19 protein-coding genes are annotated in these 22290 nt (G+C 74.3%); 7 read left to right on the forward strand and 12 right to left on the reverse strand.

Going from position 1 to position 22290, the window contains the following annotated elements; genetic code table 11:
* Window positions 1–534 precede the first annotated feature (534 nt).
* Together ACZ34W_RS30690 and ACZ34W_RS30695 are read left to right on the forward strand one after the other, a co-directional pair.
* Window positions 535–984 (forward strand): ferritin-like domain-containing protein, encoded by a 450-nt coding sequence (locus ACZ34W_RS30690; RefSeq protein WP_465608785.1) that lies wholly within the window; start codon window positions 535–537, stop codon window positions 982–984.
* 130 nt (window positions 985–1114) lie between these two features.
* Window positions 1115–2032 (forward strand): aminoglycoside phosphotransferase family protein, encoded by a 918-nt coding sequence (locus tag ACZ34W_RS30695; protein WP_465608751.1) that lies wholly within the window; start codon window positions 1115–1117, stop codon window positions 2030–2032.
* Here the strand turns inward: ACZ34W_RS30695 and ACZ34W_RS30700 are convergent.
* The 5 genes from ACZ34W_RS30700 to dxr form a co-directional block, all read right to left on the reverse strand.
* On the reverse strand, window positions 2005–2580 hold the full coding sequence (locus ACZ34W_RS30700) for a GNAT family N-acetyltransferase (protein WP_329487718.1): 576 nt from the start codon (window positions 2578–2580) through the stop codon (window positions 2005–2007). The two genes, ACZ34W_RS30695 and ACZ34W_RS30700, sit on opposite strands and share 28 nt — an antisense overlap.
* 55 nt (window positions 2581–2635) lie before the next feature.
* Window positions 2636–3511, reverse strand: coding sequence for a GNAT family N-acetyltransferase (locus ACZ34W_RS30705; RefSeq protein WP_329492101.1), 876 nt, complete (start codon window positions 3509–3511; stop codon window positions 2636–2638).
* A gap of 137 nt (window positions 3512–3648) precedes the next feature.
* Window positions 3649–4809 carry a flavodoxin-dependent (E)-4-hydroxy-3-methylbut-2-enyl-diphosphate synthase gene (gene ispG, locus ACZ34W_RS30710; RefSeq protein WP_465608753.1) on the reverse strand — a complete coding sequence of 387 codons (1161 nt, stop codon included), beginning with the start codon at window positions 4807–4809 and terminating at the stop codon, window positions 3649–3651.
* Window positions 4810–4949: 140 nt separating this feature from the next.
* Entirely contained in the window at window positions 4950–6254 is a 1305-nt protein-coding gene (locus tag ACZ34W_RS30715) for a M50 family metallopeptidase (RefSeq protein ID WP_329487720.1), read from the reverse strand.
* 55 nt (window positions 6255–6309) lie between these two features.
* Entirely contained in the window at window positions 6310–7554 is a 1245-nt protein-coding gene (gene dxr / locus ACZ34W_RS30720; RefSeq protein WP_465608756.1) for a 1-deoxy-D-xylulose-5-phosphate reductoisomerase, read from the reverse strand.
* A 68-nt stretch (window positions 7555–7622) separates the two neighbouring features.
* Between dxr and ACZ34W_RS30725 the strand changes: the two genes are divergently transcribed.
* Window positions 7623–8288 (forward strand): NAD(P)H-binding protein, encoded by a 666-nt coding sequence (locus tag ACZ34W_RS30725; RefSeq protein ID WP_329487722.1) that lies wholly within the window; start codon window positions 7623–7625, stop codon window positions 8286–8288.
* 142 nt (window positions 8289–8430) lie between these two features.
* Here ACZ34W_RS30725 and ACZ34W_RS30730 read toward each other — a convergent pair whose 3' ends face one another.
* The 3 genes from ACZ34W_RS30730 to ACZ34W_RS30740 form a co-directional block, all read right to left on the reverse strand.
* A complete protein-coding gene (locus ACZ34W_RS30730; RefSeq protein ID WP_465608758.1) occupies window positions 8431–9873 on the reverse strand; it encodes an aldehyde dehydrogenase family protein in 1443 nt (480 codons plus the stop codon).
* A gap of 255 nt (window positions 9874–10128) precedes the next feature.
* Window positions 10129–11697, reverse strand: coding sequence for a PucR family transcriptional regulator (locus tag ACZ34W_RS30735; protein WP_329487724.1), 1569 nt, complete (start codon window positions 11695–11697; stop codon window positions 10129–10131).
* A gap of 136 nt (window positions 11698–11833) precedes the next feature.
* Window positions 11834–13846 carry a type IV secretory system conjugative DNA transfer family protein gene (locus tag ACZ34W_RS30740; protein WP_465608760.1) on the reverse strand — a complete coding sequence of 671 codons (2013 nt, stop codon included), beginning with the start codon at window positions 13844–13846 and terminating at the stop codon, window positions 11834–11836.
* 300 nt (window positions 13847–14146) lie between these two features.
* Here ACZ34W_RS30740 and gabT point away from each other — a divergent pair, with 300 nt between their 5' ends.
* Together gabT and ACZ34W_RS30750 are read left to right on the forward strand one after the other, a co-directional pair.
* Complete coding sequence (gene gabT / locus ACZ34W_RS30745) at window positions 14147–15502, forward strand: 4-aminobutyrate--2-oxoglutarate transaminase (RefSeq protein ID WP_359838425.1); 1356 nt, start codon at window positions 14147–14149, stop codon at window positions 15500–15502.
* A gap of 506 nt (window positions 15503–16008) precedes the next feature.
* A complete protein-coding gene (locus ACZ34W_RS30750) occupies window positions 16009–16647 on the forward strand; it encodes a phosphatase PAP2 family protein (protein ID WP_465608763.1) in 639 nt (212 codons plus the stop codon).
* Window positions 16648–16943: 296 nt separating this feature from the next.
* On the opposite strand, the gene ACZ34W_RS30755 is transcribed toward ACZ34W_RS30750, so the two are convergent.
* Window positions 16944–17615, reverse strand: a complete 672-nt coding sequence (locus ACZ34W_RS30755) for a signal protein (protein WP_465608765.1) — start codon at window positions 17613–17615, stop codon at window positions 16944–16946.
* Between the two features lie 612 nt (window positions 17616–18227).
* Window positions 18228–18563 carry a DUF2218 domain-containing protein gene (locus tag ACZ34W_RS30760; protein WP_465608767.1) on the reverse strand — a complete coding sequence of 112 codons (336 nt, stop codon included), beginning with the start codon at window positions 18561–18563 and terminating at the stop codon, window positions 18228–18230.
* 176 nt (window positions 18564–18739) lie between these two features.
* Here ACZ34W_RS30760 and ACZ34W_RS30765 point away from each other — a divergent pair, with 176 nt between their 5' ends.
* Entirely contained in the window at window positions 18740–19351 is a 612-nt protein-coding gene (locus tag ACZ34W_RS30765) for a MarR family winged helix-turn-helix transcriptional regulator (RefSeq protein WP_359808490.1), read from the forward strand.
* On the opposite strand, the gene ACZ34W_RS30770 is transcribed toward ACZ34W_RS30765, so the two are convergent.
* Window positions 19242–20183 (reverse strand): EamA family transporter, encoded by a 942-nt coding sequence (locus ACZ34W_RS30770; RefSeq protein ID WP_465608787.1) that lies wholly within the window; start codon window positions 20181–20183, stop codon window positions 19242–19244. The two genes, ACZ34W_RS30765 and ACZ34W_RS30770, sit on opposite strands and share 110 nt — an antisense overlap.
* Before the next feature lie 106 nt (window positions 20184–20289).
* Here ACZ34W_RS30770 and ACZ34W_RS30775 point away from each other — a divergent pair, with 106 nt between their 5' ends.
* Window positions 20290–21195: a LysR family transcriptional regulator gene (locus ACZ34W_RS30775; protein ID WP_465608769.1), complete on the forward strand. Its 906-nt coding sequence runs from the start codon at window positions 20290–20292 to the stop codon at window positions 21193–21195.
* A gap of 103 nt (window positions 21196–21298) precedes the next feature.
* On the opposite strand, the gene ACZ34W_RS30780 is transcribed toward ACZ34W_RS30775, so the two are convergent.
* The gene (locus tag ACZ34W_RS30780) at window positions 21299–22090 is read right to left on the reverse strand and encodes a ZIP family metal transporter (protein WP_465608771.1); all 792 of its coding nucleotides are present in this window, start codon (window positions 22088–22090) and stop codon (window positions 21299–21301) included.
* Window positions 22091–22290 lie beyond the last annotated feature (200 nt).

Raw genomic sequence — 22290 nt, forward strand, 5'->3', positions numbered from 1 at the left:
GCCGGGTACGACGCCCTGCTGGCCGGGGCCGGGGCCGGGCAGGCCGGGCAGCTCCAGCCGCTGCGGGCCGAGGTGCTCCAGCACCGGGCCGCCCTGGCCGCCGGGCTCCCGGGCCCCTCCGCCTCCCCGTCCCTGTCGCAGTCCACGTCCCTGTCGCCGTCCGCCGGCGGGTCCGGGTCCCCCTCGGGATCCCCCGGGTCGTCGTCCGCCACCGCCCCGGCCCCGCCGGTGGCCACCCTCGCCGCGCTCGCCGCGCTGGAGCGGCAGACCGCGCAGACCCGGCTCGCCGACCTCGGCGCCGCCTCGCCGGGGCTGGCCCGGCTGCTCGCCTCGGTCTCCGCGGCCGGGGTGCTGCACGCCGTCGCCCTGGGCGACACCGCTCCGGCCGCCGCCCCGCTGCCCGGGCCCACCGACCCGCCCGGCGGGCCCGCCACGCCGTCCGGCACCGCCCCGGCCTCCCCGGACGCCTCCCCCGCCGCCTCCGGCGGCACGGCGGGCACCGCCCCGGAGGCGCTCACCGCCCTCCAGGGCGCGCTGGCCGCCGAGCACGCCGCGATCTACGGCTACGGCGTGGTCGGCGCCCGGCTCCCGGAGGACCAGCAGCGCACCGACGCGCGGACCGCCCTGGCCGCCCATCAGGCCCGACGGGACGCCTGGCAACGGCTGCTCGGCGGCGCCGGGGCCACCCCGGGCGCGGCGGCGGCCGGCTACCAGCTGCCCTTCGCCGTCACCGACGCGGCCGGCGCCGGCCGGCTGGCCGCGCACCTCGAAAACCGGCTCACCGCGGTCTACGCCGACCTGGTCGCCGCCGTCGCCGCCCCGCAGCGCGGCAGTGCCGCGGACGCGCTCCGCGAGTGCGCGCTGCGCGCCCGCCGCTGGGGCGCCGCCCCGACCGCGTTCCCCGGCCTGCCCGACCCCGCCGGGACGCCCGCCACGACGGGCCCCGCCACCGCCGGCCCCGACCCCGCCGGCCCGGCCGCCTGACCCCCGGCACCGCCCTGACCTGCGGGCGCGCCGCCACCGCTGCCACCCCGGATCGCTGACCTGCGGTTTCACCGCCATGGCCGACAATGGACGGGTAGCACCACGGGGGAAGCACAACCGGAAGGCCGGCATGTCGGGAGCACCAGGGCAGATCACCGTCCCCGCATGGCTGGCGCGCAGCGTCGGCGCGGACGAGGAGGGCCGGCGCTGGCTCACGGGCCTGCCGGCCCGGGTCGGCGCCGGGCTGGCACGCTGGGACCTCACCCTGGAGCGGGTGGCCGACCCGGGCGGCAGTCTGAGCCTGATCGCCTACGTGCACCGCGACGACCTGAGCCCCGCCGTCCTCAAGACCGGGCTGGTCACCCCGGAGACCGACCGGGAGCACGCCGCCCTCGCCCAGTGGGCCGGCCGCGGCGCCGTCCTGCTGCTGGCCGCCGACCCCGCCGAGGGGTCGCTGCTGCTGGAGCGGCTGCACGGCGACATCCCGCTGCGCTCGCTGGCCGAGCCGAAGGCGATGCTGGAGGCCACCAGCCTGCTCCACCGGCTCTGGGTGGAGCCGCCCGGCGACCACGGCTTCGCCACCCTCGCCGACCGGACGGCCACGACCGCCGCCGGACTGCGCCGGCGCGGCGCGCTGCCGGGCGCCGCCGAGGCCGCCCCGCTGGTCACCGAGGCGCTGGCGGTTGCCGAGGGGCTCTGCGCCTCGGCCGACGAGGAGGTGCTGCTGCACGGCGACTTCCACCACGGCAACGTGCTCGCCGCCGACCGCGCGCCCTGGCTGGCGATCGACCCCCGGCCGCTGGTCGGCGAACGCGCCTACGACCTGGCCCGGCTGGCCCTGGACCGGGCGGACACCCTGGTCGGCTCCCCTGGCGTCCCCGCCGCCGTCCGCCGCCGGCTGCACCAGCTCGCGGACGCCCTGGACGTGGACCGGGACCGGCTGCGCGGCTGGACGCTGTTCCGGGCGGCCGACCTCGGCCTGCGCGCCCTGGCCGCGGGCCGCCGGGAGGACGCCGAGCTCTACCTGGAGTTCGCCGGCGCGCTCTGAGCCGGTCCGGTCCCCCGCAGCGGCAGCTCCGCGCCCATCACCGCGTACAGGCGCTCGGTGTTGGGGAAGTGCACCGCCCGCGCGAGGTCCCGGTAGCCGAGCGAACGGTAGAGCCGGCGGGCGGGCGTCTCGGCGTCGATCGCGGAGAGGATGGTGCGCGACAGCCCGGAGCGCGCGCAGAGGGTCCTGATCAGGGTGGAGCCGATGCCCTGCCCCTGGAACTCGGGCAGCACGTGCAGTTCGGTGATCGCGAAGACCTCGTCCAGCCACGCGCCGTGGCCGCCGGCCTCCAGATAGGGCTGGATCACGGTGCTCCACCAGTGCTCCCGGCGGTTCGGCATGCCGTAGCCGAAGCCGACCAGCCGGCCGCCGCTGAGCGCGCCCAGCGCGATCACCCCGGGCTGCTGGGCGTGCCGCCCGACGATGTGCAGCCGGACCAGGACCTCCTCGGGGGTCAGCCCGAACGCCACCGCCTGGACGTCGAGCGCCTGCGGAGCCCATGCCGCAAGGTCGATGGCCTCGATCGTCACCCCGGTCAGCTGATCCATGCCCCGGACGTTACTACCCGTCCGGCCCCCCACGCGGGCGGAGGCGGCAAGGAGCTCAGAACAGCACGCTCATGAACGCCCCGACCTCGCGGAAGCCGACCCGGCGGTAGGCGGCGCGGGCCCGCAGGTTGTAGTCGTTCACGTAGAGCGAGACCACCGGGGCGACCTCGCGCAGGGCGATGTCCAGGACGGCGGCCATGCCGGTCTCGGAGAGGCCGCGGCCGCGGTGGGCCGGGTCGACCCAGACGCCCTGGATCTGGCAGGCGCCCTCGGTGACGGCCCCCACCTCGGCCTTGAAGACGACCTGGCCGTCCTCCGTGAAGCGCGCGAACGAACGCCCGGTGGAGATCAGTTCGGCGACCCGGGCCTGGTAGAGCAACCCGCCGTCACCGGCCAGCGGGGAGACCCCGACCTCCTCGGTGAACATCGCCACGCAGGCCGGCATCAGCGTCTCGATCTCGCTCCGCCGCACCCGCCGTACCAGCGGGTCGGGCGCGATCTCGGCGGACGGCACGGCCGTGGCGAGCAGCGGCTGGTGGGCGCGGACCTCGCGGGCCGGTCCCCAGCTGCGTTCCAGCAGGGCCCAGAGGGCGGCGGTGGCCTCGGCCGGGCCGACGATCGAGGAGCAGCGGCGGCCCTGGCGGCGGGCCCGTTCGGCGAAGGCCTGCACGGCCTGCGGGCCGGCGTCCACGAGGACCAGGTTCGCGCCGGCGTAGCAGAGCGCGTCCAGCTCACCGCGCTCGTCGTACCAGCCCCACATCTCGCCGCCGAGGCGCCAGGGGTCCAGCCCGACGGCCTCCACCCTGGTCGCGACGAAGGCGTTGGCGACCGGATCGCGCCGGAGCACCGCCAGGGTGTCCGCGAGGTCGGAGGCCTCCAGGACGCGCGTGGTCGCCAGGGCGCGGACGGCCTGGAACGAGCTGGGGAGCATCACACCTCGATCGAGCATCGAGACAGCACCTCACTGAGACGACTCTGGCCGCACCCTACTCCGTGGCCCCACCCGGCTACGGCCGCGGGGCCGTCCGCGCACGGACGGCCCCGCTTCCGGAAACTACTGCCCGCCGGTCACTCCGCGGCGGTCACGGTCGGCGCACCGGACTCGACGCCCTCGGCCTGCATCTGCTCGGCCAGCTTGAGGGCCTCCTCGATCAGGGTCTCCACGATCTTGGACTCGGGGACGGTCTTGATGACCTCGCCCTTGACGAAGATCTGACCCTTGCCGTTGCCGGAGGCGACCCCCAGGTCGGCCTCGCGGGCCTCGCCCGGACCGTTGACGACGCAGCCCATGACCGCGACGCGCAGCGGCACCTCCATGCCCTCCAGGCCGGCGGTGACCTCCTCGGCGAGCTTGTAGACGTCGACCTGGGCGCGGCCGCAGGACGGGCAGGAGACGATCTCCAGACCGCGCTGGCGCAGGCCGAGCGACTCCAGGATCTGGTTGCCGACCTTGATCTCCTCGGCCGGCGGGGCCGACAGCGAGACCCGGATGGTGTCGCCGATGCCCTCGGCGAGCAGCGCGCCGAAGGCGACCGCGGACTTGATGGTGCCCTGGAAGGCGGGACCGGCCTCGGTGACCCCGAGGTGCAGCGGGTAGTCGCAGGCGGCGGCGAGCTGGCGGTAGGCGTTGATCATCACGACCGGGTCGTTGTGCTTGACCGAGATCTTGATGTCGCGGAAGTCGTGCTCCTCGAAGAGCGAGCACTCCCAGAGCGCGGACTCGACCAGCGCCTCGGGGGTGGCCCGGCCGTACTTCTCCAGCAGGCGCTTGTCCAGCGAGCCGGCGTTGACGCCGATCCGGATCGGGACGCCGGCGCCCTTGGCGGCCTTGGCGATCTCGCCGACCTTGTCGTCGAAGGCCTTGATGTTGCCCGGGTTGACGCGGACCGCGGCGCAGCCGGCGTCGATCGCGGCGAACACGTACTTCGGCTGGAAGTGGATGTCCGCGATGACCGGGATGCCCGACTTCTTCGCGATGATCGGCAGGGCGTCGGCGTCGTCCTGGGACGGTACGGCGACCCGCACGATCTGGCAGCCCGAGGCCGTCAGCTCGGCGATCTGCTGCAGCGTGGCGTTGATGTCGGAGGTCACCGTGGTGGTCATCGACTGCACCGAGACGGGGGCGTCGCCGCCGACCGGCACGTTGCCGACCATGATCTGCCGGGAGGCTCGGCGCTTGGCGAGCGGCTTGAGCGGCAGGGACGGAATACCGAGCGAGATCGCGGTCATGTGCGCAGGGTTCCCCGGGGTTGAGGTGTGGTCGGTCCGGCCGTTCGACGGCCTGGGCCGGGCGCGCCGATGAAACGCGCACCCGGCCCCCAACGGTACGGCACGGCGGTGGCCCCGGGCACACCAGCCGTACCGGGCGACTAGCTGATCTTGACCGGGTTGACCAGGTCGGCGACCAGGACGAGCAGGGTGAACCCGATGAAGACGCTGGCCACGACGTAGGCCAGCGGCATGAGCCGGGCGACGTCGAACGGACCGGGGTCGGGCCGCTTGAACAGGCTTGCGAATCGGCGGCGCACCGACTCCCACAGGGCGCCGGCGATGTGGCCGCCGTCCAGCGGGAGCAGCGGCAGCATGTTGAACAGGAAGAGCGACAGGTTGATGCCGGCCAGCAGGTTCACGAAGTACGCGATCCGCTGGGTGCCCGGGATGTCGAGCGAGAAGACCTCGCCGCTGACCCGGGCGGCGCCGACCATGCCGATCGGCGAGTCGACGTCGCGCGGGGCGCCGTCCACCACCGAGTTCCACAGCCCCGGGATCTTGCCCGGCAGGGCCACCAGCGACTTCACACCGCTCTCGGCCATGTCGTACATCCGGTCGAGGGATTGCCCGACTCCGAGCCGGACGACACCGCTGGTCGGGGTGAAGCCGAGGAAGCCCGCCTGCACCGTCTCGCCCTTGACCGGCATGCCGTTGCCGTCGTACTTCTGGACGTCGTTGACGGCGATGGTCGGGGTGAGGGTGAGCTGCTGCCCCTCGCGCTCGACCACCACCGGCACGGTCTTCCCGGCCGAACGGCGGATGTCCGCCTGGAGCTGGTCGTAGTCGCCGATCCGGTCGCCGTCGAAGGAGACCACCTTGTCGCCCGGCCGCAGCCCGGCCTGGGCGGCGGGGGTCTTCGGCGCGTCGGCCGGGCAGCTGTCGGTCGGCTGGCCGGCCTTGACCACGCACTGCGCGACGGTGCCGATGGTCGGCACCGTCATCGAGACGCCGAAGCCCATCATCACGGTCAGGAAGAGCCCGAAGGCCAGGATCAGGTTCATGAACGGCCCGGCGAACATGACGATGACGCGCTTCCACGGCTTGCGGGTGTAGAAGAGCCGGCTGTCGTCACCCTCCTGGAGCTCCTCGTAGGAGGCCTCCCGGGCGTCCTCGATCATGGTCCGCCAGGGCGAACTGCTGCGCTTGGTGATCCGCCCGTCCGCGCCGGGCGGAAACATCCCGATCATCCGGATGTACCCGCCCAGCGGGATCGCCTTGACGCCGTACTCGGTCTCGCCCTTCTTCCGGGACCAGACCGTCGGACCGAACCCGACCATGTACTGCGGCACCCTGATGCCGAACAGCTTGGCCGTGGAGAGGTGGCCGAGCTCGTGCCAGGCGATCGAGATCAGCAACCCGATCGCGAAGACCAGGATGCCGACCACCGTCAAAACCGTTGCCACCGCAGGCCCTCCGTCATTGCGCTCCGCTCGTCGTCCGGTCGTCCGCCGGGAACCGTCAGCCCGACGCCAGCTCGCGGGCCCGGGCGCGGGCCCAGTCCTCCGCGTGCAGGACGTCCTCGACGGTCAGAGAAGTTCCCGCCGCGGCCCGCCCGCTGTCGTACTGTCCGTGCTCGGCCACGACCTTGGCAACAGTGTCCACGATTCCCGTGAAGGCGAGGCGGCCCTTCAGGAAGGCCTCCACGCACTCCTCGTTCGCCGCGTTGAACACCGCCGGCGCCGTCCCGCCGAGCGATCCCACCTCGCGGGCCAGCCGGACCGCCGGGAAGGCCTCGTCGTCGAGCGGGAAGAACTCCCAGGTGGCGGCCTTCGTCCAGTCGCAGGCGGGCGCCGCGTCCGGGACCCGGTCCGGCCAGCCCATCCCCAGCGCGATCGGCATCCGCATGTCCGGCGGGCTGGCCTGCGCCAGCGTGGAGCCGTCCGTGAACTCCACCATCGAGTGGACCACCGACTGCGGATGGACCACCACCTCGATCCGGTCGAAGGGCACGTCGTACAGCAGGTGCGCCTCGATCACCTCCAGGCCCTTGTTGACCAGGGTGGCCGAGTTGATCGTCACCACCGGCCCCATCGCCCAGGTCGGGTGCGCCAGCGCCTCCTGCGGCGTCACCCCCGCCAGCTGCTCGCGGGTCCGGCTGCGGAACGGGCCGCCGCTCGCCGTGACCACCAGCTTGCGCACCTCGGCGCGGGTGCCGCCGGCCAGCGCCTGGAACAGCGCGGCGTGCTCGGAGTCCACCGGCACGATCTGCCCGGGCTTCGCCACCGCCTTCACCAGCGGACCGCCGACGATCAGCGACTCCTTGTTCGCCAGCACCAGCACCCGGCCCGCCCGCAGCGCCGCCAGCGTCGGGCGCAGGCCGATCGACCCGGTGATGCCGTTCAGCACCGAGTGGCACTCCATCGCGGCCAGCTCGGTGGCCGCGTCCGGGCCCGCCAGCACGGCGGGCAGCGGACGCCCCGCCGCCTTCGCGGCCAGCGCCTCGCGCAGCGCGGGCTCGGCCGCCGGGTCGGCGACCGCCACGGTGTGCACGCCCAGCTCCAGGGCCTGCTCGGCCAGCAGCTCCACCCGGCCGCCGGCCGCCGACAGGGCGACCACGCGGAACCGGTCCGGGTTGCGGCGCACCACGTCGATGGCCTGGGTGCCGATCGAACCGGTCGAGCCGAGGATCACCAGCTCCCGGGGAGCGGAGGGGTCCTTCACCACGGGGGTGAAGCGCAGCTGCGGGTGGGCGAGCGAAGTCATGCGCCCATTGTGTCCTGCCGGCCGGACTCCACAGGACGCCGGGACGCGTCCCGGCTACCGTCGGAGCCATGCGTACCGTCATCGCCGGAGGCCACGGACAGATCGCGCTCAAGCTCGAACGGCTGCTCGCCGAGCGCGGCGACCGCCCCGCCGGCCTCATCCGCCGCCCCGAACAGGCCGGGGACCTGGCCGCCGCCGGAGCCGAGCCGCTGCTGCTCGACCTGGAGAGCGCCACCGCCCCCGAACTCGCCCGGCTGCTGGCGGGCGCCGACGCCGTGGTCTTCGCCGCCGGCGCCGGCCCCGGCAGCGGCGCCGACCGCAAGAACACCGTCGACCGCGACGCGGCCGTCCTGCTCGCCGACGCCGCCGAACTCGCCGGGGTCCGGCGCTACCTGATCATCTCCTCGATGGGCGCCGACGCCCAGGCGCACTACCCGGCCGACCCGGTCTTCGAGACCTACCTGCGGGCCAAGGGCGCCGCCGACGACGCCGTGCGCGCCCGTACCGCGCTCGACTGGACGGTGCTGCGCCCCGGCCGGCTCACCGACGGCGCGGGCACCGGCCTGGTCCGGCTCGCCCCCTCCGTCGAACGCGGCGCGGTGGACCGCGCCGACGTGGCGGCGGTGCTGGCCGAGCTGCTGCACGAGGCGGGCACCGCCGGGCAGACGCTGGAGCTGGTCGCCGGCAACGCCTCCGTGGCGGAGGCCGTCGCGGCCGCGGCCGGCCGGGTCTGAACCTCCCCCGGACACGCCGAGGGGCCCGGCACCACCGCAGCGCGGCGGTACCGGGCCCCTCGGGCCGTTCGGGCCCCTCGGCGTGCCGGGAGCCCTTCGGGATCGTTCGGAATCGTTCGGAATCGTTCGGAATCGTTCGGGATCAGAGGTCGAGGCCGGTGAGGACCAGGACCTTCTCCACGGTGTAGTCGTCCATCGCGTACTTGACGCCCTCGCGGCCGACGCCGGAGTCCTTGACCCCGCCGTACGGCATCTGGTCGGCGCGGTAGGACGGCGCGTCGCCGATGATCACACCGCCGACCTCCAGCTCCCGATGGGCGCGGAAGGCGGTCTGCAGGTCACGGGTGAAGACACCGACCTGCAGGCCGAAGGCGGAGTCGTTGACGGCGGCGAAGGCCTCGTCGGTGCCGTCCACCCGGTGCATCGACAGCACCGGGCCGAATACCTCGGCCTTGGCCAGGATCGCGTCGGCGGGCAGCTCGGCGAGCACGGTCGGGGCGAAGGTCGCGCCCTCACGGGTACCGCCGGTGAGCACCTTGGCGCCCTTGGCCACGGCATCGTCCACCCAGGACTCCACCCGCTTCGCGGCGTTCTCGTCGACCAGCGGGCCGACGTCGGTGGCGTCATCGTTGGGGTCGCCGGTGACCTGCGCCTCGACCTTGGCCACCACCTTCTCCACCAGCGCGTCGTACACCGACGCGTCGGCGATCACCCGCTGCACCGAGATGCAGGACTGGCCGCCCTGGTAGTTGGCGAACATCGCGATCCGGGTGGCGGCCCAGTCGAGGTCGGCCTCGGAGGACCAGTCGGCGAGCACCACGGCCGCGGCGTTGCCGCCGAGCTCCAGGGTGGTGTGCTTGCGCGGCACCGAGTCCATGATCTGGTAGCCGACCTTGTCCGAACCGGTGAAGGAGATCACCGGCAGACGCGGGTCCTGCACCAGCGCGGGCATCCGGTCGTTCGGCACCGGCAGGACGCTCCAGGAGCCGGCCGGCAGGTCCGTCTCGGCCAGGATCTCGCCCAGCACCATCGCGGAGAGCGGGGTGGCCGGAGCCGGCTTGAGGATGATCGGGGCGCCGACCGCGATCGCCGGGGCGACCTTGTGGGCGACCAGGTTCAGCGGGAAGTTGAACGGGGCGATGCCCAGCACCACGCCGCGCGGGAACCGGCGCACCACCGCGAAACGGCCCACGCCGCCCGGGTCGGTGTCCAGCCGCATCGTCTCGCCGTTGGTCCGGCGGGACTCCTCGGCGGCCCAGCGGAAGACGGAGACGGCACGGCCGACCTCGCCGCGCGCCCACTTGATCGGCTTGCCGTTCTCGGCGGTGATCAGCTGGGCGATCTCCTCGGTGCGCTCGGCCAGGCGCTTGGCCACGTGGTCCAGCGCGGCGGCACGGACGTGCGCGGGGGTCGCGGCGAACACCGGCAGCGCGGCCACGGCGGCGTCCAGCGCCTCCTCGACCTGGGCCTCGGTGGGGACGCTGACCTTGCCGACCAGGCGGCCGTCCCAGCTGTTGTGCACCTCGAAGTCGGCGTCGCCGCTCGCCCGGCGGCCGGCCAGCCAGAAATCGTACGTGGTGGTCACCGTGGTACCGGCCCTCTCCTCGTCGTCCTCACGGCCCCACGGACGTGGAACCAGAACCGAGGGTAGGGGCGGCGGCGCGCCGACCGGGTTGGCCACGGAGTAGCGTTCGCGCCCGCGCTCACTCCATCCCGTCCAGCGGACGGGCCGGGTTCCGGTGCTCCGCCGCCCGGGTGGGCGGGGCGGCCGGATGTCGCCCCGCCGGGCGGCTGCTCCGCCACTGCTCCGCTACTCGGCCACTGCTCCGCTGCTCCTCGCCTACTCTTCGCCGGAGCGAAGGGCCAGCCAGAGTTCCATCCGGACGTCGGTGTCGTCCAGCGAGCGGCCCAGCAACTCCTCGACCCGCCGCATCCGGTAGCGCAGCGTGTGCCGGTGTACGCCCAGGTCGGCGGCGGCCGCGTCCCACTGGCCGTGTCTGGAGAGCCAGGCTCGCAGCGACGCCACCAGGTCGCCGCGGGCGGTCCGGTCGTGGTCCCGCAGCGGGCGCAGCAGCCCCTCCGCGAACGCCGTCACCGCGTCCTCGCCCAGCAGCGGCAGCAGCGAGCCGGCGCCCACCTCCTCGTGGTCCACCGCACGGCGGCCGCCGCGCAGCGCCACCGCGAGCGCCCGCTCGGCCTGCGCGTTCGCGGTACCCGCCTCCTCCAGCGCGGCCGGCGCCGAGACCCCCAGCGACAGGCCCTCGTGCTCCTCCACCGCCCCCAGGCAGGCCCGGTGCACGGCACCGTTGTCCAGCGCCAGCACCATCAGCCGGGGCCCGTGCGTGCCGCCCTCCTCGCGCGCCACCAGCAGCTTCTCCCCCACCCGGGCGCCGGCCTGCTCGGCCCGGTCGCCCAGCTCGCCGAGCGCCTCCGTGGCGTCCACTCCCTGGCCGGCACCGGCCACCATGACCCGGACCGTCCCCTCCGGCAGACCGCCGAAGAGCCCGGCCGCCACCTGCCGGGCGGTCGCCACCTCGCCCGCCAGCACCATCCGCAGCAGCGCCGCGCCCATCCGCTCCTCCGCCTGGCGCAGCTCGCGCGAGCGCTCCAGGGTGAGGGTCAGCAGCGCCACCGCCGCGTTCAGCACGTACCGCTCGGTCGGGGTGATCCGGTCCTCGGTGCCGACCGCGAGGAAGCCCCGGGCCCGGCGGTCCGCCCCCAGCGACTGGACCACCACGTAGTCCTCGTCCGCGGTGTCTATCCCCGGCGAACGCCCCTGCAGCGCGGCGCTCGACGGCGCCGGGCGCCGGCGCAGCCGGTCCACCTCGGCCGCCAGCCGGCCGGCCCGGCGGGCCGCCCAGTCCGGGGCCACCACCGACAGCGCGCCCGAGCCGTCGTACAGCGCCGCCCAGCCGCCCAGCCGCGCCGCCAGCCGGCGCACCACGGCCGTGGTGCCGTCCTTGCCGAGCGCCGCCCGGGTCAGCTCCTCCTGCGCCTCGAAGCTGGTGGTGACCGCCTCGTACTGCTCGGCGGCCAGGGCCGCCGACACGACCTTGCTGATCGCGATGAACGGCGTCGGCTCCGGCACCCGCAGCAGCGGCAGCCCGCGCTGGGCGGCCGCGTCCACCAGGGGCTGCGGCACCTCGGTGTGCGACAGGCCGACACCGAGGCCCAGCCCCACCACGCCCGCGTCGGCCAGCCGGTGCACGTACGCCTGCAACCCGGCCGCGGTGCGGCCCAGCTTGATCCCGGTGGTGAGCAGCAGCTCACCGCCTTCGAGGAAGGGCGTCGGGTCGTCCAGCTCACTGGTGTGCACCCAGCGGACCGGCCGCTCCAGGTGGTCCGCACCGGCGAGGACCGTCAGATGGAGCGAGGTGTTGCGGACGACGGAGGCGAGTGTGGGAGGCATGGCACCTTCGGGGGACGACCTGACCGCGCCGTTGCGGCCGGGCGAGGAGAGGGCTGGGGAGTCTGGTGGGGGTCTCTCCCCTCATTATGGACGCTCCGGACAACCGGCACTGCCGAATCCACCTCGGAGGCGAGCTTCAGCCCCGCAGGTCCACCAGCAGCGGCGGCACCTGCTCGCCCGAGACCGCGGTCAGCGAGATCACCGCATGGCCCGCCGGCAACGCGTGCGCCAGGTCCGACGGCGACCAGCGCAGCCGCTCCACGTCCCGGGTGGTCACCGACTCGGTCTGCGCCGTCGTCCCCGACAGCGCCTTGCGCCCCAGCCGCCCGGCCCGGCGGACCAGCCCGCCCGAGGTGTCCGGCGCGTGCGTCACCGCCGTCTCCCGGACCAGGTGCGTGCCCCAGGCCTCGGAGAACATCCGGCCGTCCCACGGCGCGATCCCCGGGAACACCATCCGGCAGCCGACCGCCCCGAACAGCGGCGCCCGCAGCGCCTCGGGCAGATCGACCAGGGTCCGCAGCAACAGCACGGCGCCGGCGTTGGCCGCGCGCAGCCGCTGCAGCCCCCGGACGATGTGCGCGTCCAACGCCGTCGACGCGTCGTCGACCACCAGGCCGGCGAAGAGCGAACGGTCCTCCCGGGCCGCCGCGGCCTGCACGAACTGGCCCACCAGCAGCCGCGACAGCATCCGCGCCGCCTCCGGGTGGCTGCGCTCGGGCAGCTTCACCCGCACCCGCAGCGGGTGGTCCAGCACCCGCATCGCGAACGGCGGCCGGCCGGTACCGTCGGTCGCGAACGCCCCCTCGAAGGCCGGCCGGTCCAGCAGGGCCAGCCGGTCCGCCAGCAGCGCCCCCGGGTCGTCCGCCCGGCCGCGCTGGCGCTCCCGGTACTCCAGGTCCCGCTCGTACGCCGCCAGCCGGCCCGCCGCGCGCAGCGCCTTCACCAGCGCCTCCAGGGCCTCCGGCTCACCGCCGAGCAGCGCCCGCAGCTCACGCACCGCCGGGTAGCGGCCGAACCCGGCGTGGAACGGGCCGACCACCTGCTGCAGCGCCGTCCGGGCGGTCTCCGCCCGGGCCGTCAGCTCGTCCGGCAGCAGCGCCTCGGCCAGCCGGGCGGCCGCCTCGTCCGGATCCCGCACCGCCCCGTAGAGGTCCAGCCCGTACGCCGAGCCCCGGTCCCCCGGCGCGATCACCACGTCGTACCAGGCGTCCGGCCCCAGCTCCGCGTCGGCCGCGCCGATCACCACCGCGCACGCCGTACCGGCCAGCGCCTGGAGGCAGAGCGCCTCGGCGACCGGCCGGGCCAGCCGCGCGGTCTTCCCGGTGCCCGCCGGGCCGACCGCCAGCAACGAGGTGCCCAGCAGCGACGGATCCAGCGCGAAACCGGCCGACCGGTGCGTCAACGGGTTCTTCGGCACGTCCTGCGCCGTGCCCAGCCGCACCTGGCCCAGCAGCAGATCGTGCTGCTCCTCCCGCCCGGCCAGCTCGCGCGCCTCGGAGGGGTGGGCGAACGCCGCCGCGCCCCGGGCGGCCACCTGCTCGACGAAGGCCGGCACGAACACCGGGTCGGCCTGGGCCGACTCCCAGGCCCGCTGGATCCGCACGTAGTCGACGTCCCCGACGGGCTCGCCGTCCAGCCGGCCCGCCGCCGCGGCCGCCCCGCCGAGCCGCAGCGCCGCCCACGGGTCACGCGCCCACTCGGCCTGCGCCGCCACGCCCTCCTCGGCGGGCTCCTCCGTGGTCACCGTGCGCGCCATCAACGGCGCCACGTACCGCCGCCACACCTCCGGCCAGCGGCCCATCCGGCCGAACACCTTGATCACGACAGCGAGCACGAGCACGTTGAGAGTCAGAATGACCGATACGGCCACGAAGGCGGACTGGGTCGGAAGCACACCGATCAGCGTCGTCGCGTACTTGGCGAGTTCGACCCCGTACACATAGGCCAGCCATCCCACCACCGCGTTCAGCCCCGCTCTCAGCAGCAGGGGCCAGGTCGGGACCTTGGCGTCGTCCACCCGGTCGGGGTCGACCTGGTCGTAACCCTGCCGGTAGACGCCCGGGGCGGCGTCGGGGCGGGGGGCGGCGACCCAGGCGGCGAGGTCGAAGGGCGGGGGTGCCGCGGGGCGGCCGGGACGTTGGTGCGGCATGGGTGTCGCAGGTGCGGCGGTGGTCCGCTCGCCGTGGCCCCGTGCCCCGTCCAGTCCCATGTACGGCCCCGCTCCCTCGCCCGCCCGGCCCGACCACCGTCGGTCCCGCCATACCCATGCCGCCGCACCGGCGACACGCCCGCGCTCAATGTAGTGGAGCGTGGGCTGCCGGTAGTCGCACTCCCTGCGCTGGCCGCCCCGGACAAGTCGGACGGCCCAGTGCTACCGAGTGGCGCATGCCCGGCCGGGGAGGGCCGCCGTAGCCTGCGAAGCACCGAGCCGAGAAGTCTGGAGAAACCCATGAGCGCCGCAACGCCGCTCCCGCAGGAGCGCCGCCTGGTCACCGCGATCCCCGGTCCGAAGTCGCAGGAGCTGCAGGCCCGCAAGCTGGGTGCGGTGGCGGCCGGCGTCGGCACCACCCTGCCGGTGTACGTGTCCCGTGCCAACGGCGGCGTGCTGGAGGACGTGGACGGCAACTCGCTGATCGACTTCGGCTCCGGCATCGCCGTGACCAACGTCGGCAACAGCGCCGAGGCCGTGGTGGCCAAGGCGACCGAGCAGCTGGCCGCCTTCACCCACACCTGCTTCATGGTGACCCCGTACGAGGGCTACGTGGCCGTGGCCGAGCAGCTGAACGAGCTGACCCCGGGCGACCACGACAAGCGCACCGCGCTGTTCAACTCGGGCGCCGAGGCGGTCGAGAACGCGGTGAAGATCGCCCGCGCCTACACCAAGCGCACCGCCGTCGTGGTGTTCGACCACGGGTACCACGGCCGCACCAACCTCACGATGGGCCTGACGGCGAAGAACATGCCGTACAAGCAGGGCTTCGGTCCGTTCGCGCCGGAGATCTACCGGGTGCCGGTGGCCTACCCGTACCGCTGGCTGACCGGCGCGGAGAACTGCGCCGCCGAGGCCGCCGCCCAGGCGATCGACATCATCAACAAGCAGATCGGCGCCGAGAACGTCGCCGCGATCATCATCGAGCCCATCCAGGGCGAGGGCGGCTTCATCGAGCCGGCCAAGGGCTTCATGCCGGCGATCGTGGAGTACGCCAAGGCCAACGGCATCGTCTTCGTGGCCGACGAGATCCAGACCGGCTTCTGCCGCACCGGCCAGTGGTTCGCCTGTGACGACGAGGGCATCGTCCCGGACCTGATCACCACCGCGAAGGGCATCGCCGGCGGTCTGCCGCTGGCCGCGGTGACCGGTCGCGCCGAGATCATGGACGCCGCGCACGCCGGCGGCCTGGGCGGCACCTACGGTGGCAACCCGGTGGCCTGCGCGGCCGCGCTGGGCGCCATCGAGACCATGAAGGAGCAGGACCTCAACGGCAAGGCGCAGCGGATCGGCGAGATCATGCTCGGCCGTCTGCGGGCCCTGCAGGAGAAGTTCGCCCACCACGACTCGGTACGGATCGGCGAGGTCCGCGGCCGCGGCGCGATGATCGCCGTGGAGCTGGTGAAGCCGGGTGGCAAGGAGCCGAACGCGGAGGCCACCGCGGCCATCGCCAAGGCGTGCCACGCCGAGGGCCTGGTGGTCCTGACCGCCGGCACCTACGGCAACGTGCTGCGCTTCCTGCCGCCGCTGGTCATGCCGGAGCACCTGCTGAACGAGGGCCTGGACATCCTGGAGAACGCCTTCGCCACCGTCTGAGCGGCGGCGCCTCCACCGGGCCGCCCGTGACCGGATGACACCGACCCGCCGGAGGGATTCCGGACAGCATCGAACGGCCCGTGCGGACACCTCGTCCGCACGGGCCGTTCGGTCGCTACGGGCGGTTTCGTCCTGGTGTGCGGGGCGGGCCGCCGCACCACCCACCAGGGGTGAAGATGCTGTGCCGAATCGCTGAAGCTCCTCAGTGCGCCGCGGCCGTTGACGTAGTGTCATGACAGATGGACAGCGAGCCCCAGCCATTGGCGGACCCGTCCGCGGCACCGCCCCCACCGGCGGATCCGCAGGTCGCCCGCGAGGACAACCAGGCCGACCCGCAAGGGCCGGCGCACACCGAAGGCCGATCGACCGACCGTCCGACCCATACCCCCCGGGGCGCGCGGAACGGCGATCATCAGAGCCGCCCCGGAGCTCTCCCCCCTGCTCCGGGGCGGCCGCTTCGCGTTCCGGAGCGCCTGGCGGGCCCGGCCGGATCGGCGGCCCTGCCGGTGGCGCTGGCCACCGTGCTGGTGCTGATCTCCTGGCAGGTGGCCGTCGACGGGCCGCTGCTCGGACTGGACCGCTGGGTCCGCCACGGCGTCCGGGAGACCCGGCACGACCTCCACAGCACGCTGCTCAACCATCTCGGCGAGGCCCTCTCGGACCTCGGCAGCTCCGTCCCGGCGATCCCGGTCCTGCTGGCCGCCGGGGCATCGGCGGCCTGGCGGTCCCGCCGGGCCGGGGCGGCGCGCCCGTGGCTGCCGGCGCTGATCGCGGTGCTGACGACCGGGCTGATCCCACTGCTGGTCGTCCCGGCGAAGGCCGCGTTCGCCCGGCCGGGGCCGTTCGGGATGCCCCTGGCGCCGGACCAGTGGGGCTGGTACCCGTCCGGCCACACGGCGACCGCGACCCTCTCCTACGGGGTGGCCGCGTTCCTGCTGGCCCGCACCGCCGGCGCCCGCGCCCGCCGCCGCCTGTACGCGGCCGCCGCCCTGCTCGCGGCCGGCGTCGGCCTCGGGCTGGTGTGGAGCGACTACCACTGGCTGCTGGACGTGGTGGCCGGCTGGTGCCTCGGCGGGCTGGTGCTCCGGGCGCTCGCCGGGCTGCCACCGGCCCGGAACGGCCGCGACTCCCGGCGCCACCCCTAGATGATCGATTCCGAGGGATCGCCTGCGCGTGTGGGAGGAGCGAGTCCACCGTCACCGTGTGAAGACAGAGTTGGACTCCCTCGCGGCCGCACTCTATGTGATGACCGACGACCTGCTGAAGGATTCGCCGCAGTTCAGGCGTGCCCCAAGAAGGCAATTCCCGGCCACTTCCAGGCGGCCGGGACAGTGAGTTTCGGCGACACACGGGGTTCGGGGTGCACCGGGCCAGCTGGTCAGGTCCCCTCGGCTCACGGTCGGCGGCCGTCCTCGCTCCCCGTGCCGCAACTAGTGAACAGTCAGACCGCGCTGGTGGGGGTCGGCCGGGCGACCTGGAGGCGGTAGTCCACGGAGGTGGAGAAGGTGCCTGACTCGCCCCGCAGGGTCAGCTCGTGGCTGCCGGGGGTGAGGGGGTCCAGCCGGACCCAGAGGCCGCAGGACCAGGTGTTGAGGGGGCCGGCCGTGGTGGTGAACGGGTTGCCCTTCCGCGGGTTCATCCGGATCGGGGTGGAACCGAGCTCCTCGGGGGTCAGGGAGCGTCCGTCCAGGGCGGCGCTTCCCTTGGCGGCGTTCATGAACTCCAGGCAGTCTGCGGACTCGCCGAACAGGTTCACCAGCGGGAAAACGACCGGCACCCCGACGGGGACGGTGCAGGTGCGGGTGGCCGCGCCGCCGGTGGTACCGGCGAGGAACCAGATGCCGTCCTCCTGGCCCTGGCCGCACAGGTGGCCGTCCTGATCGAGGACCGGGTTGCGGTCCTCCGCGGTGGCGGTGGCCCAGTTCCACCAGCGGGACTGCAGCTCCGGCGAGGTGAGGCTCTGTACGGCGAGCGGGGTGCTCGGTTCGGGCGAGGGCTCGTCCGTGGCCGGGGGTGCGGGCTGCGCGGTCCTGTCGGCTGCCGGAGCGGAGGTGCAGGCCGTGGTGAGGGCCAGGGCACCGACGAGCAGGCCGGCCAGTCGTCTTGCAAGCATGATCGGAAACCTTACGACATGGTGTGCGACCCGCGACGAGCCGGTGTCCGGCACCGGCTCCCCCGCCGACCGCATCCCCGTTGTCGAAGCGCTCCCGGACGCCGTCCGCAGAGCAGACGTCCGCCCGGCCCCTGCCCGGCGCCGGGTCAGCCCGACGGCTCGGCCGTGAGCGCCCCGCTGCTGAGAACACGCCTCAGGAGGACGGATTCTTCCCGAACCCGAACCCGGACGCGCGCCTCGCTCGTGAGCTGAGGCGTCGGGCCGTTCGCCCTGGCAGCTCCTGGACGGGGCCGACTGGGACCTGACCACCCACCGCCTCCTGTACGCCGGCCCCGTGGACGGCGTCAGCTGCTTCGTGACGACCTGGTCACTCTGAAGCGCCGACCTCAGTAAAGCCCCGGGCTCCGGCCACCGTTGATCGCCATTGGGTACGAAGACACTGTCGAACAGCGGTGGCCGCAGGTCAGAGCGTCAACTTGCCCCCGGCGCTGGCGCCGGCAGCGCCGAAAGGCGGCCCAGGCGTCGGATGGGAAATCACGAGAGCAGCTTGCCCAGCGCCTGAGCAGGGGTTGGTCAACCTTCAGGACCGTCACCACCCTTGGAATCAATCAGCTAGCCCTCGGCGGGCTCGTCGTTGCGCTGGACGAGGCCGGGCTCGCCGTTGTCGCGCTGCCAGCTGACGACCAGCTCGTCGCGGGCGCCGAAGCGGACCAGGTGACGGCCGACCACGTCCTCCAGGCCCGGCAGGTTCTCGGTCTCGCCCTCGACGGTGAGCAGCAGGGCGTCGGGGGCGGCCTCCAGCGTGGCGGTGCCGCGGCCGAAGGTCAGGGTGCCGCGACCGGTCTCCTCCGACCAGTCGGCTTCGATCTTGCGCCCCATGTGGGCGGCGAGCTGCTTGGCGTAGCGGGCGGACCGGTCGGTGGCGACGCGGGCTTCGGAACGGGGCACGGGCCCTCCAGAATCACGGGAGGGAACTTAGGTTGCCCTCACTCGGAACCAAGCTAACCCAGATAGTGAGCCAGACTCAACAACTTTACGGAGCCCTCGTCCGTGGCGCGTCCTGCCCTGCTCCCGCCCCCGGACCGGCCGATACCCTTGGTCGACACCTGCCGAGGAGAGCCCCCATGACCACCACGCCGACCGACGACGCGGGGAGCTCCTCCACCGGCCCCGGCACCGCCCGGGACGGCGCCGCGGCCCCGGACCTCACCGTCGCGCCGGACGGCACCGCAGTGCAGGACACCGCGGCCCAGGACACCACCGCCGAGCTCGCCGACGCGATGACCAGAGCGATCAAGCGGATCCGCCGCCTCACCAGCGAGCGCCTGGAGCCCTTCGGCATCACCCCCGGTCAGGGCCGCGCCCTGCGCACCCTCGCGCACGCCCCCGGCTGCGAGCTGCCGGACCGCGCCATGCGCCTGGGTGACCTGGCGGAGCGGCTGCACATCGCTCCCCGTTCGGCCACCACCGTGGTGGACGCGCTGGAGGAGGCGGGGCTGGTCGAGCGCACCCCGGACCCGGCCGACCGGCGCGCCGTCCGGATCGTGCTGACGACGGCCGGCCGGTCGGCGGTGGAGCGGATCGGGCAGGTCCGGCACGAGGTGGCGCAGGAGTACTTCGGCCCGATCAACCCGGCCGACCAGGACGCCCTGCTGCGAGCGCTGCGCTCCGCCGAGAGCGCGTACGCGGCCACCATGCCGCCGCGCCGGACAGCGCCCCCGGGCGCAGCGCGGTGATCCCGATCCCGGCGATCACCAGCAGCGCCGCGCAGCCGGCCACCGGGCCGATCCGCTCACCGAGCAGCAGCCAGGCGGAGGACATCCCGAACACCGGGACCAGCAGCGAGTAGGGCGCGACCGTGGTGGCGTCGTAGCTGCGCAGCAGGAAGCTCCAGGCGACGAAGCCGAACAGGGTGGAGACCAGTCCGACGTACCCGATCGCGCCCAGTCCGGCCGGGGTGAGGTCGCGCAGTGCCCGCAGGTCGGCGGCCGGGCCCTCGACCAGCAGCGAGAGCCCGAGCAGCGGCAGCGGCGGGACGGCGCTGACCCAGACCATCCAGCGCAGCGCGTCGCGCGGGGCGGCCTTGCGGGTCAGCACGTTGGACAGCCCCCAGGCGACGGCGGCGAGGACGACCAGGACGAAGGCCCCGACCGGGCCGCCGACGCCGTGGTCGACGGCGCTCAGTCCGATGCCGGTGAGCGCGATCCCGAGGCCGGCCAGGCGCTGCGGGCCGGGCCGCTCGCCCAGCAGGACGGCGGCGAACAGTGCGGTGAAGACCGCCTGGCCCTGCAGGACCAGCGAGGAGAGCCCGGCCGGCATCCCGGCGTGCATGCCGAGGAAGAGCAGCCCGAACTTGACCACCCCGAGCACCAGGCCGACCCCGAGGACCCACCGCCACGCCACGCGCGGCGGGCCGACGAAGAAGACCGCCGGGACGGCGACCACCGCGAAGCGCAGGGCGCAGAAGAGCAGCGGCGGGAAGTTCTCCAGGCCGACGTGGATCAGGACGAAGTTGAGGCCCCAGACGGCGGCGACCAGGACGGCCAGCGCGATGTGACGCGGTCTCATGCTGCCGCCGGGGGCGGCCGGTGTTGCGGTCATGGGTCGAGGATGGCCGCCACCGACCGTGTAGCACCAGCGATGAATTCTGAAGGGCGGGCTTTAGCATTGCTGCATGATGGATCTGGGACGCCTGCGGGCGCTGCACGCGGTGGCCGTGCACGGTTCGGTGGGCGGGGCGGCGGCCTCGCTCGGCTTCACGCCGTCGGCGGTCTCTCAGCAGATCGCCAAACTGGAGCGCGAGACCCGGACGGTGCTGCTGGAGCGTCAGGGCCGGGGCGTGGTGCTGACCGACGCCGCCCGCGAGCTGGCCGTCACCGCGCAGGCGGTGCTGGGCCTGGTGGAACAGGCCCAGGTGCGGCTGGAGGAGCAGCGCGGCCGGGCGGTCGGGCGGCTCCTGGTGGCCGCCTTCGCCACCGGCGCGCGCGGACTGATGCCGGGCGCGCTCGCCGACCTGCGCGCGCGCTGCCCCGACCTGGACGTCCGGCTGCTGGAGAGCGACCCGTACCCGGCGGCCGAGCTGGTGGCCCGGGGCGAGGTGGACCTGGCGCTGGTCCAGGACTGGCCGACCGTGCCGCTGCCGGTGCAGGAGGGCCTGGTCCGGCTGGACTTCGGCCCGGATCCGGTGGACCTGCTGCTGCCCGCCGCGCACCCGCTGGCCGGGGAGGCCGTGGTCCCGGTGGAGCGGCTCCGCGGGCAGTGCTGGATCAGCGTGCCGCCGGGCAACATCTGCCACGACTGGCTGGTCCGCACGCTGCGCGAGGTCGGAGAGGAGCCCGACGTGCGCTACCAGGTCGGCGAGTTCGAGACCCAGATCGCGCTGATCGCGGTGGGTCTGGGGATGGGGCTGGTGCCGCGGCTCGGCCGGGGCGCCCTGCCGCCGGGGGTGGTCGCCCGGCCGGTCGTGCCGGAGCCGGCCCGGCGGGTGTTCGCGCTCTGGCGCGCCCAGGCCTCCCGGCGGCCGGCGATCACCGAGGCTCTGGCCGCGATGCGGGACCGGTGGGCCGCCCTGGCGGCGTGAGCGCGGGCCCGGCCCGGGTGAGGGGCCGCCCGGGCCGGGTGCGCGGCCGCCCGGGCCGGGTGCGCGGCCGCCCGGGCCGCCCGGGCTGCCCGGGTCCGGCTGTTCAGCCGGCGAACCCGATCACCAGCCACATGAAGCCCACCCCGAGGATGGTGCAGAGCAGGGTGGCGCGCGAGGGGTGCGGGCTGTGCGCCTCGGGGAGGATGTCGGAGGTCGCCAGGTAGAGCAGGAAACCCGCGAAGAACCCGAGGTAGAGGCCGAGCAGTTGCTCGGGGATGGTGAACAGCAGGGTGATCGCGGCGCCGGTCACCGGTGCCAGCGCGTCGGCCGCGAGCAGGGTCAGCGCCCGCCGGCGGTCGTTCCCGTACAGCCGGGTGATCGTGTAGGTGTTGAAGCCGTCGGCGAAGTCGTGGGCCACCACGGCGACGGCGACCACCGTCCCGACGGTGGTCCCGGCCTGGAAGGCCGCGCCGATCGCGAAGCCGTCCATCACGCTGTGGCCGACCAGGGCGAGCGCCGCGGTCAGCCCGATCCCCGGCGCGGACGTTCCCTCGGCGACCGCCGGTTGGGCGTGCGCACGGTTGTGGACGTGCTGGTGGCCGTGGGTGTGCGCGGCGTACTCGCCCTCGTGGCCGCGGTGGATGGCGACCGCCCGCTCGACGACGTGGATCGCCAGGAACCCGGCCGCGAACATCAGCAGCGCCTGCGGGACGCCGTGGATCTCCCCGGGCGCCTGGTGCAGCGCCTCCGGCAGCAGGTCGAAGGCCACCACCCCGAGCATCAGCCCGGCGGCGAACCCGAGCACCAGATGGCGCCGGTCACCGGTGCGCTGGGCGACGTAGCCACCGATGAGCGTCATCAGGAAGGCGCCGGCGGCGACCAGGATCGCGGTCATCCCACCTCCCCCGTACCGGAGACCCTACGCATCCCCTCGCCCCCGTGTCCTGAGCGTCCCGGGCAACCCCCGGGCGTACCGTGCCCCGGTGGCTCGCCGGGGCCGACCGCCGAACGGTGCCGGACGACCCGGGCCGGGAACGCCCCGGTGCCTGTGCCCCCAGCCTCGCCCGGTGCCCGGGGCGCCGCCCGCCGGACGGT

Source organism: Kitasatospora sp. NPDC022856, assembly GCF_055561235.1.